15 protein-coding genes are annotated in these 15926 nt (G+C 29.5%); all 15 read right to left on the reverse strand.

What is annotated here, in order from left to right; genetic code table 11:
- Positions 1-61 precede the first annotated feature (61 nt).
- Positions 62-1270, reverse strand: coding sequence for an S-layer homology domain-containing protein (locus tag CLOS_RS09810; protein ID WP_012159737.1), 1209 nt, complete (start codon positions 1268-1270; stop codon positions 62-64).
- Positions 1271-1558: 288 nt separating this feature from the next.
- Positions 1559-2191: an ORF6N domain-containing protein gene (locus tag CLOS_RS09815; protein ID WP_012159738.1), complete on the reverse strand. Its 633-nt coding sequence runs from the start codon at positions 2189-2191 to the stop codon at positions 1559-1561.
- 123 nt (positions 2192-2314) lie between these two features.
- Positions 2315-2497: a ribbon-helix-helix protein, CopG family gene (locus CLOS_RS09820; protein ID WP_012159739.1), complete on the reverse strand. Its 183-nt coding sequence runs from the start codon at positions 2495-2497 to the stop codon at positions 2315-2317.
- Between the two features lie 208 nt (positions 2498-2705).
- A complete protein-coding gene (locus tag CLOS_RS09825) occupies positions 2706-3083 on the reverse strand; it encodes a hypothetical protein (protein WP_012159740.1) in 378 nt (125 codons plus the stop codon).
- A 176-nt stretch (positions 3084-3259) separates the two neighbouring features.
- A complete protein-coding gene (locus CLOS_RS09830) occupies positions 3260-4447 on the reverse strand; it encodes a DUF4062 domain-containing protein (RefSeq protein WP_012159741.1) in 1188 nt (395 codons plus the stop codon).
- 544 nt (positions 4448-4991) lie between these two features.
- Complete coding sequence (locus CLOS_RS09840) at positions 4992-5756, reverse strand: nucleotidyltransferase domain-containing protein (RefSeq protein ID WP_156774507.1); 765 nt, start codon at positions 5754-5756, stop codon at positions 4992-4994.
- A 62-nt stretch (positions 5757-5818) separates the two neighbouring features.
- Positions 5819-6334 carry a hypothetical protein gene (locus tag CLOS_RS09845; protein WP_041719212.1) on the reverse strand — a complete coding sequence of 172 codons (516 nt, stop codon included), beginning with the start codon at positions 6332-6334 and terminating at the stop codon, positions 5819-5821.
- Between the two features lie 412 nt (positions 6335-6746).
- A complete protein-coding gene (locus CLOS_RS09850) occupies positions 6747-7199 on the reverse strand; it encodes a hypothetical protein (RefSeq protein WP_012159744.1) in 453 nt (150 codons plus the stop codon).
- Positions 7200-7511: 312 nt separating this feature from the next.
- A complete protein-coding gene (locus CLOS_RS09855) occupies positions 7512-8375 on the reverse strand; it encodes an IS3 family transposase (RefSeq protein ID WP_156774436.1) in 864 nt (287 codons plus the stop codon).
- 8 nt (positions 8376-8383) lie between these two features.
- Positions 8384-8677: a transposase gene (locus tag CLOS_RS09860; RefSeq protein ID WP_012159746.1), complete on the reverse strand. Its 294-nt coding sequence runs from the start codon at positions 8675-8677 to the stop codon at positions 8384-8386.
- A gap of 132 nt (positions 8678-8809) precedes the next feature.
- Positions 8810-9256: a hypothetical protein gene (locus CLOS_RS09865; RefSeq protein ID WP_012159747.1), complete on the reverse strand. Its 447-nt coding sequence runs from the start codon at positions 9254-9256 to the stop codon at positions 8810-8812.
- 332 nt (positions 9257-9588) lie between these two features.
- Positions 9589-9939 (reverse strand): DsrE family protein, encoded by a 351-nt coding sequence (locus CLOS_RS09870; protein ID WP_012159748.1) that lies wholly within the window; start codon positions 9937-9939, stop codon positions 9589-9591.
- A gap of 649 nt (positions 9940-10588) precedes the next feature.
- Positions 10589-11860, reverse strand: coding sequence for a DNA cytosine methyltransferase (locus CLOS_RS09875; protein ID WP_012159749.1), 1272 nt, complete (start codon positions 11858-11860; stop codon positions 10589-10591).
- 145 nt (positions 11861-12005) lie between these two features.
- Complete coding sequence (locus tag CLOS_RS09880) at positions 12006-13547, reverse strand: hypothetical protein (RefSeq protein WP_012159750.1); 1542 nt, start codon at positions 13545-13547, stop codon at positions 12006-12008.
- Between the two features lie 7 nt (positions 13548-13554).
- Positions 13555-15672, reverse strand: a complete 2118-nt coding sequence (locus tag CLOS_RS09885) for an ATP-binding protein (protein WP_012159751.1) — start codon at positions 15670-15672, stop codon at positions 13555-13557.
- Positions 15673-15926: the final 254 nt, after the last annotated feature.

Genomic DNA, 15926 nt, shown 5'->3' on the forward strand with positions numbered 1-15926 from the left:
CTTTCTTTTAACTAAAAAAAGGACATTAACCATGTCCTTTTTAGCTTCATTTTATTTAATTTTATTTAAATGGATTCTCTATCAGTAGAAAAGTCTTATCAGTATTTAAATAATCATAAAACACGATATGATCTACTTGGCTTAATTTAAACTTGTACTGATTACTATCAAACTCCCAATCATTTGCACTTTCAAGAGCAAACATGGTCGTAAAAGGGACTTTATCTTTTACTCCTAGATGTGTTAGACCTACAATATCAGCGTAATGCTTTTTTAGAAAATCATAGGATGCTTGACTTTGTCTTATCATACCTCTGAATCTATATTGATTTTGATTATCTACATAGCCAGAATGTAAATAAGCCAAAGTACCATCCGATAAAGCATATCCTTTTAAATATAATTTAGAAAATCCGTAAGGATCTAATTTATCTGCACCTTTATTGGTCTCTATTCCAGTGATAACAAAGTTACCTACTCGAATAGGGAAATCCTTTACGGTACCGTAATATGCTTTCTCAAAGGTTGATCCATCTTCCGTAGGGATTCCCTCTGTTTTAGTAGTTCCACCTAAGTTTAAATCCTTAAATGGTTTACTTACAGATAAATCTGTGATTTCTTTATAGTTTTTAGGCTGCTCAGGTTTTACTTCGATAGGTTTTTCTATAGGTACTTGCCTTTTGGATGGATCTAAAAATCTTAACAGCATTGTAGTAGCTTCGGCTCTAGTAGCTGTATTATTAGGCTTGAACTCTCCATCGGGATAACCTGTTATAATTCCTGCTGCGTATACCTTAGCAACGTGTTCCTGGTATTCAAAAGGTATTTGAGAAAAATCTACTATTTGCTTTTTAAGTTTTTCTATGTCTGTTGGATCTTCCTTTAAAGCTCTGGAAATCATTCTAGCTATTTCACCTCGTGTTATTTCAACATCATAACCTCCAAATTCAGTTCTTATGGCGTACCCTTCTTCAAAAGCTTTCTCCATATACCATCCAGCCCAATGTCCTGTTTCTGCTATATCTTGTTCTCCATGAAGCAAGGAAACTAAAATCTTTGTAAACTCTGCTCTAGTCATTGTATTATCAGGCTTAAATGTATTATCCTTATATCCATTAATAGCTTCTTCTTTAACTAAGATCTCAATGTTTTCCTTAGCCCAGTGGTTACTAATGTCTGTAAAATTTGAACTAGACCCTGCAAATACGAAATTAGATATTGAAAACAAAGTAAATAATACGGTAAATATTATTATGCTTTTTCTTTTCATTATAAAGCTCCTTTCTTCTTAAAATATTTTTTTAATTTTATGTACTTTTAAGACTTAAAACTTACATAATATTCCTTTTGAAACTTAGTTTTATATTAATAATTATATCATAAAAACGTTTAAATTTCAAGGAATATACGCATTTAAAGACGTTGTTTTTTGAATTTTCAAGCTAATATTTTTCCCTTAAAATCAAACTTTTTTATTTCAATACCCCCTCCCTTCAAACGTATTTTCAATCAGTATTCGCCTCCTTATAAAGCATCTTTATATACAAAAAAGCCACCATTATTGGCGGCTTTCTGGTTGATTAAACTTATTCATCTTTTTAAGCGAATCTACAATATCTATATTAACTGCTTGTATTGCTGTGGTGAAGCTCTCTAATAAGTGACTAGGCATGTATCCACTCATAGATTTTACATATTCAACTAGATAGTTCGATGTAACCATTGCTTTGTCCAGTTTTTCTTTATGTATATCTATTTTATCTGTTTTGATAGATTCAGCCAAAACTTGTTTCTCCTCAATTAATTCTCTCATGTTAAAATAGCCATCGACTAATTTTTCATATTGCTCCCATGCAAAGTCATCTTCTAAAATTTTCAATAATTTCGCATAACCTCGCTCAGATAGTAAGTAGATATTGTTACTTCTATTCATTGCATTTTGGGTATAAATTCCGTTACTCATTAAGTGAGTAACGAAATTAGTGTCTTTTAAATCAATAATATCTATATTATCCTTAAATCTTTTTCTGTTTCTATTAACGGCTCTATTTATTTCATCTATAGTTTTTTTATGTATTTGTGCTATATCTTTTGCTAACATAGATTTTTTGCCTCTTCCAAATCCACCTTCAATATGACAAAATTCCATGTCATCTAAATTAAATTTACCTTTTAAAATTAGATCATTCATAGTTAGCTCTCCTCTCAAATTTTATAAAGTTGAAAGAAGCCTCTATCCATGCTATAATATTTCATGGAAGATTATTCTTTCGGTGGAAGTCCAATATCAGTTGTCGAGGCTGTGGACTTCCTTTTATTTTTCTCTTAGATCATCTTTTAACTTCTTAATCCCTCTTCGAATTGCTTCTGCACGCTCTGCAATATTTTCTTGCTTACAATATTTGTTTAATATATCGGTTGATTCACTATCTAATCTCACAGTAATACGTTCAGTTTTGGGATTATTAGTAGGACGACCTATTTTTTTATCAGACACTAAATCACCTACCTTTTGTCTGCCGTAATTAAATTGTATAATTACGGCAGACAAAAGTCAAGATATTTTAAAGAATTTATTTAAATTTCTTTTATTCCTATACCTCCTCTGTATATAAACTAAATTTTCACCTGCTAAATAAAATATCTTTATAACACAAAAGCCACCATTACTGGTGACTTTTTAGTTGAATGAACTTATTTGTTTTTTATCTAATCTTTTTTCTCCTTGCAAACTTCAAATTAGCAATATCAGTTAAATTTTTACCAGATACAGCTTCTATGATATTTATATCTTTTGATAAATTTTCAATTTGCTCCTCTAAGTTAAGATGCCTATCCGCATTATTAGCTTCCACATCATCTATTTTATTCTCTAATCTATCGAATCTAGTGTTGACTTCTTCTCTAAACTCTTGCATTTCGGTTTTAATTCCTAAAACCTCATTATCAACTCTAGCAAAACCTTCTTTCATCCCAGCTTTTAAACCTTGCATTTCGGTTTTTAAATTTTGCATCTCAGTTTGTAGCCCTTGAACTTCACCATACATTTTTTCCATTAATTCAAACAGTTTCTCATTGTCCATAAATTCACCTCATTTTTCCAGCTACAAATTTTCTTTATGTATATTATAGCATATATTTATGAAAAATTTTTACTATGAACATTAAAATTATATTGAAAAAGCCACCATTATTGGCGGCTTTCTGGATTGTTGAGCTTATTCATCTTTTTAAGCGATTCTACTAAATTCTATATACATCATAGTAAACCATATCTAGCTCTCACAATATTTAACTCTCTATAAAATTCTGTTAAATCTGGCTCATTTAAAGTAAGTGTTAGGTCTAACTCAATAGACTCTTCACTGTCATGAGGAATTAATGCAAGTCTATTCATTGCTTCAGAATATTTTGCACAGTAACTTTCTAAATCACTAATTGGAGATTCCCACATTCTTGAAAGTGTATTCTTAACTTCTTTCCATTCATCATTAACTGATATTCTTTTAAAATCTAGTCCCCAGTTTAGAAATTTTTCATAAATAGTTCCCAATCGTTCTCCTACATAAATAATTTGTTCGACATCTCCAGGTTCGCCGGGTTCTCCCATGGCTATAGGAATTGCATTATTAAATAAAGAGGACAATGCACTTGTCACCAATATAAGTTCAGAATTTTTATCTACTATCCAATTAAGAAATTCATTAATTTCATTTAGGTTTTGTACCTGTCCAAAAGAAATTCCATACTTCAGATCTCTTTTTAAGTCTTCTGATTGTTTAAATTTAGTAGCCATAATATTTCCTAACAGTATATATTCCCAACCAACTGGCTTTTCTAGTACAATTTTTAACGATTCTCCATCTAAATTTATTACTTTAGAAGAAAGATTTTTTTTGTTCACTTGTTGTCGTAATATTAAAGAATCGTAGAAAAGATAACCAATTTGTCTTTTAAGTGTTTTTATTATATCTTGTGCACTTTCAAATTCATGTACCCAAATGTTTTCTTTACCACGAAGGTCATCTATAAATTCAAAAAGTTTGGGCGTATCTACTATGTTAGTCAAATCAATAGTAGGATTGTTTTTCCATATTGGAAGAACATTCAACAAACTTTTATCTACAAACACATAAATAGGTATTCCTTTTGCCCTGGCATTAATATACTCTAAATTTGTTATAGACTTCCCATTCCCTGTAATATGACCGTATCGATTACCAACAACTAAAATAAAAATATCTGCCCTTTCCCTAACGATTCTAATACAATTTTGTATATTTCCTATATTAGGATCTAAAGGGAAAGAATCATACTCTGATAATATAGCATCAAAACCTAAATGATGTTCAATAAAATCCTTTATATCTTTTCTAATTTGTTTTAAATCATAACAAGTAGAGCTTACAAATACAGTTGGTAATCGTCCACTATTTCCATAATTCATCTTATCATTCATCCTATCATTTTTTAATCTAATTGATAAATTACTATAATTACCTGCATTATTTAATTTTTGTGCGTGACTAATAGTCTCATCTGAATCTTTGTTGTGACCAATAGTTACAATAGAATTAGTCAGAGTTTAACTACTTGATTACTATTTATTCTAGTAATTGCTTTCCTAACTACTTCACTATTTAATCCTAAGCACTCTCTAACATGGTATGGATTAAAGCACAGCTTGACCCAAAGTGGGAATTATTATATGCCATCAATTAACTCTAGTCTTAAACTACTGCAGGTTTACCAAAAGTCTGTATTATAACTAACACCACAATAAATAAAACAATATACATAATAATTCGATGTACTATTCTTATTCTTATCTTCTTTATAGTTAGATATTTGTTAATCTTAAGTGCAAGAATAATACATATTGACAGTACAATAAATGAAAACAAATAAGCCAAAAACGCAGAATTCATATTATATTCCCCCTCTTGATAAATCCATTTTGAACAGTACTGAACTAAATAGGTTACTAATCTTTAGTAATTGTTCTCCCATGCTTCAGTTAATATATCTCTAAACAATTGGTTTAATCCGTCAAATCCAGTCTCACTTCTCATATCTAACGATTTAACGTAATCCTTAAAATAGCTAATTTTTTCATCCAGAAATTCATTAATTATTTTAATTTGCTTCTCTTCATTCATCTCTTCCCCTGCTTTTTTTCGTACTAACAATTGATCTATCTCATTAACAAGATCATTCTCTAATTGTAATGAATCCATCAAATCCTTAAATAACATCGGTGGTTGAGTCCCATATCTCTCAACCCACATGCATGCCATTATTGGTCTTAATACATAAAAATACTTTTTGATTCGAACCGTTTCGCCTTTAAGATATTCTCTATAGTTGCCTTCTGCCATATGTAAATAGTGATAAATACAGGACTTTGAAGAAAAATATTCTTGTGTTAATATCCTTAATTTCCTGATAAAATCTGAATACTCCATATATACAATTGGTGAACTTAACCATTCAAGTAGTGTTGGATTAGATTTTTTATATAACATCAAGGCTTTTTTAATATCCCATCCATTGATATCCAATAGTTCATTAATCGGTAATTCTATTACATCTCTTCTATCTTGAATAGAAAGATACCATTCAGGCTTATGAATATAAATAAATCTTACATCATAATCACTGTCTTTAGACTCAAATCCCCATCCCCTACTACCAGATTCTACTGCATAAAGAATTTTGATTTGATTATCTCTTTCTATTTCTTCTAACTTCTCCATTATAACGCTTTTCAAATTTAGCACCCCTTTAATTGGTATTCTATTTAACACTGTATTAACTTTTATGAAATAGCAATATTTCCTCTATTACTTATAATATACATTGTTAATGTGCTAATCCCAAAAATAGCTATGCAAATTCCAAACAAAATTAAAATCGTTTTTAATTTGGAGCAGTGTACAACATTAAAATATTCCTTAACGTCATTCTTGAAAAAATATAATAAAATAAAGCAATGTATAACAATCCTTATTCCATATTTAATAATATAGGTTGTTGCATCAGAGATTAAAAGTTGGGATCGAACGACCATAACGCCAACTGTAATTATAGTATTAAAATATCTTGATATTGCATAGGCATAATAAAATGAGCCTAGCCACCACCCCCACTTTTTACCTAGCAACATTCCTATCCCTGAAGATACAGCAAGTATTCCAATAAATAAAAAGGATATAGCTATTAATTTTCTATAATCACTTGTATACATACTATCTCTAGTCATGATTACTATTGGTATTCCATTTATTAATGCTAGAATAGACAAAATATTTATTCCCATCGGTTTCTTTTTCACAATATTCCCCACATTCCAAGTTAGTATAGTATACCTAAAGGTGATCCAATCAACTTATATTCAGTACATTTACTTATTTAAAAAGTATATTTTATTAAGTTATTCTACAAATTTATTATTAGAAACTATCTTTTAAAATAAGCCCTGACTATATCTCTTTATATGATTTAGATAAACATACGAACAATATTAAGAGTTGTATATCAGTTAGAATCCATTAAATATTTCAAATTATCTACATTATATAACAAGTTCTGTAAATCTCTTGTCGAATTATGTAATATGAAAAATAAAAAATACCGCACAATTCATTTGTGAATAATACGGTATTCATATAAAATATTCAGTTTTTAATTTTAGTCATTAAATAAGAATGTCGCGTCTTAAATACACAACAAGTGATAATAATTCATTAAATACATTCAAAATAAATTCCTTCTTTATCTCCAAACCTATCATGAACAAAGTGTTTTATTTTCAAACTTGGCAACTTCCACTCATAATCTAAAGTACCATAAAATAAATTTTCTTTTATTATTTGTGCTCTCCCGTAGTTAGCTTCAAGCCATTTTTGTCTACGTTGATATGAATTATGAAGTTCTTCAGTTGAATTTCCAACCGTCAGCATAATGGAATTAAGACGTTCTGGTTTATCAGTTACATAAAAGTGAATTACAGCTTCATCCGTTTCGGTTATCCATGCTCTTCCATGATAAATAGGAGGTCTATCTTCAAAAGAAGTCAATTTAAAATCATATTTACCTAAAGCCCCTATCAAATCATGTAAATTAGAATGAAATGAGATTTTAACATTAGGGTTATATAACTCTAAGAAATCTTTGTTCATTTTATATTCATCACCCACTATTTAAACTCATAATATGAAACTAATCTGATCTATCTAACAAGAAAATTATATCATATTTTCTATATTGTTATAGCAAATTTCTGCTTTATAATACCGTATTATTCAGTTTCAAAGGACATTATTTACCTTTTAAATTTTAGTAGTTATGTCGCCTAATCTTGTATTGCGACATAAAAAATACCGCTTATCCATTTCTGAATAATACGGTATTAAATAAAATATTGATGTTTAATTGTTATTACGCCTTATTTAAATGTGGTCTTCTGTCAAGAAAACGGACAATAAAAACTTGATATATTCTTGAATCGTCTAACCAACATATTTATCCTCGAAATCATATGGTGAAGACATCTCGCAATAACTGTGAATTCTCTTTGTATTGTAAAATGCTTCGACATATTCAAAAATAAGTTCTTGGGCATGACTAATATGCCTTATGACGAATCTGTTGAGCCATTCTCTTTTTATTAGAGCATGAAAAGACTCAATTACAGCATTGTCCCAAGGGGTTCCCTTTTTTGAATAGCTTCGAATAAATTTGCCTGCTGGTGTTGCATCAATATACGCTTTTGATACATATTGCACACCTCTGTCACTGTGAATAATTATCGGAGTATCTAATTTCCTAGATGATTTCGCTTTGTTAATGGCTCTTAGTACTCCTTCCACACAAAGGGTATCTGAGAGGTGCCAGCCTATAACTCTTCGTGAGAATAGATCCATTACTGTTGTTAAGTAAACGAACTCGCTTACTGTCCATACATAGGTAATGTCTGTTACCCAAACGGTGTTAGGTGCGTTAGGTGAAAAATTTCTATCTAGAATATTTTTAAGTTTATTATCAAAATCTGGATCAATTGTCGTCCTTTTGTATGGACTTACCCAGATTGCCTTAATTCCTAGCTCACGCATATAGTTTCCAACAGTTTTCTCTGCGATAACGTAACCTCTGCTTCGCAGTATAGATGTAATTTTGGGTGCTCCATATATTTGTTTGGATTCATTGTAAATCTCTATAATTTCTTGTTTAATCTGCTGTTTTCTAATTTTTTGATTTGAATCTTGCCTTTTCAAGTAATCATAGTATCCAGAAGATGAAACGCCTAGCACTTTAAGCACACTGTTAACTGAAATCTGGCGCTTCTTAGATGATTCTTCTACTTCTTTGTAGATTGCTTCAGTTAATCTTTGTTCAGTATGCCTATGGCCTTTTTTAGTATTTCAAGTGCATCTTCCTTATCTCTTAGTTCTTTTTTTAGTCTTGCAATTTCTTTTTCTGCATCTGATGAATAATTGCCAGAACCTCTATGATTTACTACACCATCATTCTTCTTGGCATTTTGAATCCAATTATTAAGACCTGTGGTGCTAATTTTTAGATCCTCTGCTGCTTCTTTGATTGATTTGCCAGATGAATAATAATAATTAACTGCATCTTGTTTAAACTCTGCGCTGTACTGTTTTTTAGTTCCCATAGTAATCTCTCCTTGTCTGATACACTTATTATATCAAATTCAAGGACATATCACGTTTAAGTTCTACGTTTTTTATTCTACCATCAATGATGCGTCTTAATTTCAAATAAAGGTTCTAATTATTTCCTGTAATTATATATTTTCAATTCTTACATTATTTTTTTGTAATATATTTATTATCTGTTCATGGTTTTTTATTTCAAATTTTTGTTCAACAATTTTTGATCCTGAGTTTCTAAAATAAGTAACCTTTATATAATCTGTTTTACTAATTTTAACCTTTTTTATCTCACTCCAAGAATACAATTCCTTTCCCCGAACATTCATTATCATACCTGTATCAGTAATACCTGGTTTCACCCAAATAAAAATGAATGTTGCAATCCCTAGTACACAGATTAAATAATGCATATACTCTTTTGTAGAATAAAATGTGAATACTACAAATCCAAATATTCCTAAAATAATTAATACTATTTCAAATATACTTTTCTTTGCTGGAACTTTTAACATTCGTATATAAGACCATTGCTTTATAATTATGCCCACGAACATAACTATTACAATAAAATTTGTCATATGCTTTATTCTCCTTCGATTATTGTATAGTAAAATACAAATAAGTTAATGAATACTTTATAGCTAATATGATTAACCTATTAAGCAAATTATACCATGTTTTCTATATTGTCATAGTAAATTTCTTTTTATAATACCGTATTATTCAATTTTCAAAGAACATTTTTTATTAATTACTTCACATAATTTTCATTAGATGCAACTTCATATAATATTTGAAATGAGAAATAAAAAATACCGTAAATTCATTTCTGAATAGTACGGTATTTTAAATAGTTATTCGATTTTATCATTATTACATCTAAAATAAAGATTGTGTATTAAAAGCCTATCTATGGTTTTAAATAAAAATATCCTTCACTTTGTTTTTTTACAAGTTCAACAACTCCAGCAGGAACAATATCTATAAAGTGAATAATATTTTCTTGCTTAATATCATATGCCTTTAATGCATTGTTACAGGCTACAAATTTTACACCTTTTTTATTTAAACTTTCCATAGTATTAATGTCAACATCTAAATCTTGATTTGTATCATAATACTTAACTGCCTCTGAATTAGCCAAAACCTCAATATATAACTTCTCATTATCTATACCATTTAACAAGTTACTAACATTTCCTAATAAAAGTTTCCACTTATTAATCTCATCAATATGAAATATAACCTTATATTCCAGCATAACAGTATCATCCTTCCATAATAATATTGCACATTTTCTACTAAGATGATTAATCTAATAAGCGAATTATACCATATTTTCTATATTATTATAGTAAATTCTTAATTTTTCAATACCGTATTATTCAGTTTTCAAAGAACATTTTTCGTTATTTAAATCTTAATAGTTATGTCGCATTTTTTTCAGTATATGCTGCAGCTCGAAGCTTGATCAGCGGGTTACTATTAGTTGCAATCTTATTAGATTTAAATCTTGTTATGCGGCATAAAAAATACCGCACAATTCATTTCTGAATAATACGGTATTTTAAATAGTTATTAATTTTTAGCGCTATTCCATCTAATAAGAAGAATACAAACTACCTTTGGCCATTACTCATGCAGATTAATATTTGATTTTGATAACGCTTTCAGAGCTTCTTATGATTAAAATCTCACCCCTTTCACGTGCTTTATAACACAAAAGCCACCATTACTGGTGACTTTTCGAATGATTAAACTTATTCATCTTTTTAAGTGATTCTACGATATCTATGTTGACGGCTTGCATTTATATGGTAAAATTACGGAAAACTGTTAAATATATATTTTTAGTACAAAAATATTCTGCTAAATAATTTTATGTATGATTCCCTTTAAGTTAACAGTAATTATATAATTTCAAATTTTTCTTTAAACCAATATGCAAGCTTTTCTGCCATTAATGGAGGTACTGCATTCCCTATTTGAACAAAATTAGAGGTTCTAGGTCCTTCAAAATAGTAATCATCGGGGAATGATTGTATTCTTGCTGCTTCCCTAACTGTAATAGACCTATTTTGTTCAATATCGGGATGGATATAATGATGTCCATCCTTTGAAATATGTGCGACTACAGTGTGTGAATATTTTTCATCACCTGCAACTACCTTAAATCTATCCAGAAATGATGTTAGGTTATTGTGCGTCATTAATCGTTCGGGTAAATCTGTATATTTAATTCTAGCTCTCTCTCTGTTCCATGTCTCAACAGCTATTCTATAAATCTCCAAGTCTCTTTCATTGTTCGGTCTTGCAATATGATGAGTAATGATATCATCTTCGACTCTCAATTGTGTGTTTTGAAGGTATTTATTAATTTTTTTTCTATATCTAAACTTATCATAAATTTCTCCTGAATTAATCTTCGGAAGATCTTCTAACAGATTATTTACAGTGAACTCCTTATCATCAGATTCAAATATAGGATAATCAAATTCCAAATCTTTTCTCCAGCCAATAATAATCACCCTTTTCCTACTTTGCAAGACTCCAAAATCTTTTGCATCCATCTTACGAGCTTGAATATTATATCCTACTCTTCTCATATATGCTTGAAGGTTTCTAAATAAATTGCCTTTAAAAGCTGTCAATATTCCTGGCACATTTTCAAAAATAAAAGCCTTCGGCTTATATTTATTTAAGAATCTTATATATAGTTTGTATAAATAATTTCTCGGATCGTCTTCCATGTTATTTTCATCTCTTGCTCTTCCAACCAGCGAATAGGCTTGACATGGCGGTCCACCTATTATTAAATCGATTCCTTCGTGTTCCATATGTTTTAATCTGCAATCAATTTCTTGAAATATATATGGCAATGTTTTTTCCGAAATCTCGATGTTCATTACAGGCTCCAATTGATCTTTAGGAATATATGATAAAAGTTTCTCTATGGCCTTGTCTTTTACATCCTCACTCTTGTTATAAGTCTTCTGATATGTTCTGTACAAATCTAACATATCATTCTTCTTGAGATAATGATAAATAGATCTTGTTTTTAATGTTTTGCACGCATTTGCATCTAATTCTATATGTGCAACAGGTTCAAATCCTGCTCTTAGAAATCCTTCTGACAATCCTCCTGCGCCTGCAAATAAATCTAAAAAGTTTATAGTTCTCACCTCCTGTAAGATTTTAACATCTTTTTATATCACCATATTTATATAAAGCATACCAGGTTAATTTATAAATGTAAATATCAATATCATAAGTTTATAAAAAAATCAAGAAAGAAAATAAAAAATAACCTTTTCAGGTCATTTTCTATTATAAATTTATTATTCCTATTCTTCCTATATATGTAGAAAGCTTATGTTTTATCTCAGATAACAGTAATTCTCTAAATGAAAAAAGCTTGTCTTCTTCTAGCAAAGAATCTTTCGATTCATTATTAATATAATGAAAATTAAATGCTATTTTGAAAGTTTTGCCATCACCTACATTTAGTTCTGGTATACAGTATATATCATCCGCCTTATTAATTTCATCAAAATACTTGTCCTCAAGCTTAATACCAAATAACATACGTGTTCTTTTTAGTTTATCTTGAGCATAATCACATGATGAAGATATATCTAATTTAATTAAGCAGATTTCATCTTTATTTATTTTTTCTTTTTCTTTAAATATCGACTGTATCAAATCATTCAGTAAGTTATCGTCTTCGGTCTTATATATGCCTCCAGGCTTATTGCAATTAGTAGAATCTTTTCTCTCACACAATAATTTAAAATTGCTATTTCCTACAAGCTTTAAGTATTTATCATATAGCTCTTTACATATGTTCTTAGGTTCCGTTTCATAACCTTCAACATCACTTATCTTCTTAAATGTTTTATAATCTATATTGTTTTTTCTAACAATAAATGATTTTTTATTTTCAGATTTTGAAATTGAGAATATATCACCATTTAAAGTTTTTGTAATAGAAGGATTATTTATAAATTGAAAAGTATCTTCATCTATAGAATATTTCATTAATTGATTCAACAACTCATCAGGCAACATATGATTTAATGCCGCTAAAGAATTTATAATATATTCTTTAGCAGTATCTCCTAAAGACTTTCCAGCATTAGCAGCTGCTAAATGTTGTATCAATGTTTTTATATTGTTATCCCAAGTTACATCTGGTTCAGAAAAACAAGCAATGTCTTTAACTAAATTGTGAACCGACTTATTCGCCAAATACTCCCATAAAAGTAGTATTGATAATGAGTTAATATCTTTTAATTTTTCATCTAAACTTATGCCTAATTGCTCAATAATGTTGTCTTCTACATGAACCGTTTCTCTATATCGATCTATCCCTATAGATTCTAATATAGAGATAATTTCTTTTTCAAATTCTTCTTTACCTTCGGCTGCTAAGGTGGTCGCAACTTCTTCTGGGATAAAGTCTTGAGGATTTATTATTTTAATAAACCTGTTTTTCTCTATATTAAGTATTAAATATGGTTGAGGTACACTATGTTCATCTATAATTCCTTCCTTAAATTCTCTTAGATACTCACTATCATGTTTACTCCATACACACAGAATATATGGTCCATTCTCATTACTAATAGCGCTTCTTAGCAATGTGTATAAATTAGTAATTATAGTTCTAGTATCACTAGAAGGTGAAAAACGCATATCCAAAATTACTAATCTTATACCCGTTAAAGGTTCCTTAGGTTTAGTCTCTACATTTCCATCCCAATATATAGAAGATATCCCTTCTCTTCCTAACATTTTAATAAATGGAAGTACTTCTTCATATTGATCATCTATTATTAAAACCTTATCTAAGATATCCATATTCCCCATGTTCTTTTTATTCCTCCTTAAACGAAAGAGCTATTATTGCTCCATGTTCATATTCATCTGGTAGTTGTAGATCATTAAATTCTGGAAAGAAAAGATCTCCTCCATGTTGTTTCATTAGTTCACTTGCTAAGTGAAGACCTAAGCCCATTCCCCCTGGTTTATCTGTTATAAATGGTCTTGTTGCAATATCTGTTGGTATTGTGAAGCCTTTTCCATTGTCTGCAATGATTACACTTAGATAACCTGGTATATCACGTGTAATATCAAAAAACATTTTTTTATTAGTTATCTTAGCATAGTGAAGCCACCATATTGCATTATCTATAATATTTATTATAATACTTGCAATAAGACTTTCATTACCTTTTATTTTAAATTCATCTTGCTTATTTATATACTGCTTTTCAATGGTAACCTCATGGGCAGACAATCTAAAATCTACCATAAACAAAGCTTGATTTATCATTTTTTTTAGATCAAAGTGCTTTATTGTTTTAGACTTAACAACTGAAGCATAGCCATCCGTTAAAGTACCTAGTCTCTTTACTAAAAGTTGTACATGTTCCGATGCACGCTCTGCAACAATAGCATGTTCCAGTTCTGAAATGATTTTATCAATCTCATGCAAAACTACACTCATACTTAATCCTGCACTTGAACTTTTTTGATAAACCTCTGTAATATGCTTATAATCTTTCTCAATATTGTTTAAGCAACCAAATATCTCTCTCTTTAACTCTTCATCAGTTATCTTTTTTTCTACCTTCTTTTTAAGTTTATCTACTTCTGCTATAACAGGTTCCGATTTTGATGTGCTCCCATGATATTTTTTTATATGTTGTTTATCCTGTGCTCTATCTCTCTCAAACTTCTCTACTGCAAAGCTAACTGCCTTCTTGAATATATCGTATGCATCATCTTCGATAAAACCCTCTCTATTTGTTTTTTCTTGTAAGTCAGAGCTAGCATCACGCTTTATACTAACACTTCCTAATACTAAATTAGTACTTAATTTATCCCCTGGAGCATTTACACGACTTCGATCCAAATCTAACCAATCGTTTTCCCCTAATGAATAGATCCTAATATTATCACGATAAACAAATATGCCTCCATTAATTTTTAGATATTCTTTTAACCCCTTTACATCTGTTACTTCCATTTTTAGTATTGATGAATCTAAGTCGAAACTTAGTAATTCTATTTCAACATCCCCTATTTTATACTCACTCAAATCTATGGGCTTAAGTTCCTTCCTATTTTTACCCTTATCTGTTTTAACTCTAATTTCCTCTACCATGTCAATTTTATCAGCTCTATTATATCTTTCATCAAGTTTTTTCATGGATTTCCAAGGCGTAAAATGATATTCATAATCTCTTATTTTATCTCCTGATAATATCATTTTAGCTTTAAATAGTGAATAATCTTTAATATCTTCATATTCTAATAATCCCTTCAACCATTCTTTTTTATCAATATCCAAATTAACCTTGAATGAATCTATCGCTTTAAATGGTGAATTTAAAGAATTCATTGAGCGATATAATTCCCTTACTTTTCCTCTAGTCCAACTAGTTTTAAGTTTTTCAATGATAATCTTAGTACCCGTGGAACTATTGTTTAGGAATTTTTGCGTAGGAGGACGTTCTATAATCTCTATCGGGATATCTGATAAATACTTGCTGGAGTCAAATATTGACCAATCAATTTGTAAATAAACTTCATCTTCACCCTCTGAACAAGTTATTAGCGTAATTTTATTACCTAACTTATGTACTCCGAACCTACCTATGCCTTTTTCTCCCATTGGCAATCTATTTAATTTGCTACGTATATCCTTTTTTATCATATCTTGCAATTTTTTTTCTTTATTATCGGTTCCCGGTTCCATCCAATAATTTTTTACCGTATCTAAAGACATTCCATCTCCATTGTCTTCAATAATTATAGTACCGGCTAATGGATCGTCTAAATTTTGCATAGTTACTTTAACTTCTTTTGCATCAGCATCATAAGAATTTTTTATTAATTCTAAAACTGCAATATTCTCATCTTTTATTAACTGTTCTCCTAATTGGGACATAAGCCTTGCTCTTGGTTTAAATGCTATAGACTCTTTCAATTTTAATCCCCCTCAGTCACTTTTATCACTCAATTTTTAAATTAATATATCTTAATAATAATTTACTTTTTATTTTTATTAGCTACTAAAAAATATTATAACAAATATTGCTAATTTTGTCCTTTTTAAACTTAAATTTTACCAATATAAATCTTTATTTCTTGCCTAGATTTAGAGATTTAGCCACATTTTTTAGTTAGGGTATTTATTCTCTACATGTATTCTTATTCAGCAAAGTATTAGAGAATGCAATC

The organism is Alkaliphilus oremlandii OhILAs, assembly GCF_000018325.1.
Lineage (GTDB): Bacteria > Bacillota > Clostridia > Peptostreptococcales > Natronincolaceae > Alkaliphilus_B > Alkaliphilus_B oremlandii.

Excerpts from the sequence above, each read along its gene's own strand:
- CLOS_RS09810 (WP_012159737.1), bottom strand. The coding sequence starts at position 1,270 with ATGAAAAGAAAAAGCATAATAATATTTACCGTATTATTTACTTTGTTT.
- CLOS_RS09815 (WP_012159738.1), bottom strand. The coding sequence starts at position 2,191 with ATGAATGATCTAATTTTAAAAGGTAAATTTAATTTAGATGACATGGAA.
- CLOS_RS09825 (WP_012159740.1), bottom strand. The coding sequence starts at position 3,083 with ATGGACAATGAGAAACTGTTTGAATTAATGGAAAAAATGTATGGTGAA.
- CLOS_RS09830 (WP_012159741.1), bottom strand. The coding sequence starts at position 4,447 with ATGAATTATGGAAATAGTGGACGATTACCAACTGTATTTGTAAGCTCT.
- CLOS_RS09840 (WP_156774507.1), bottom strand. The coding sequence starts at position 5,756 with ATGGAGAAGTTAGAAGAAATAGAAAGAGATAATCAAATCAAAATTCTT.
- CLOS_RS09860 (WP_012159746.1), bottom strand. The coding sequence starts at position 8,677 with ATGGGAACTAAAAAACAGTACAGCGCAGAGTTTAAACAAGATGCAGTT.
- CLOS_RS09865 (WP_012159747.1), bottom strand. The coding sequence starts at position 9,256 with ATGACAAATTTTATTGTAATAGTTATGTTCGTGGGCATAATTATAAAG.
- CLOS_RS09870 (WP_012159748.1), bottom strand. The coding sequence starts at position 9,939 with ATGCTGGAATATAAGGTTATATTTCATATTGATGAGATTAATAAGTGG.
- CLOS_RS09880 (WP_012159750.1), bottom strand. The coding sequence starts at position 13,547 with ATGGGGAATATGGATATCTTAGATAAGGTTTTAATAATAGATGATCAA.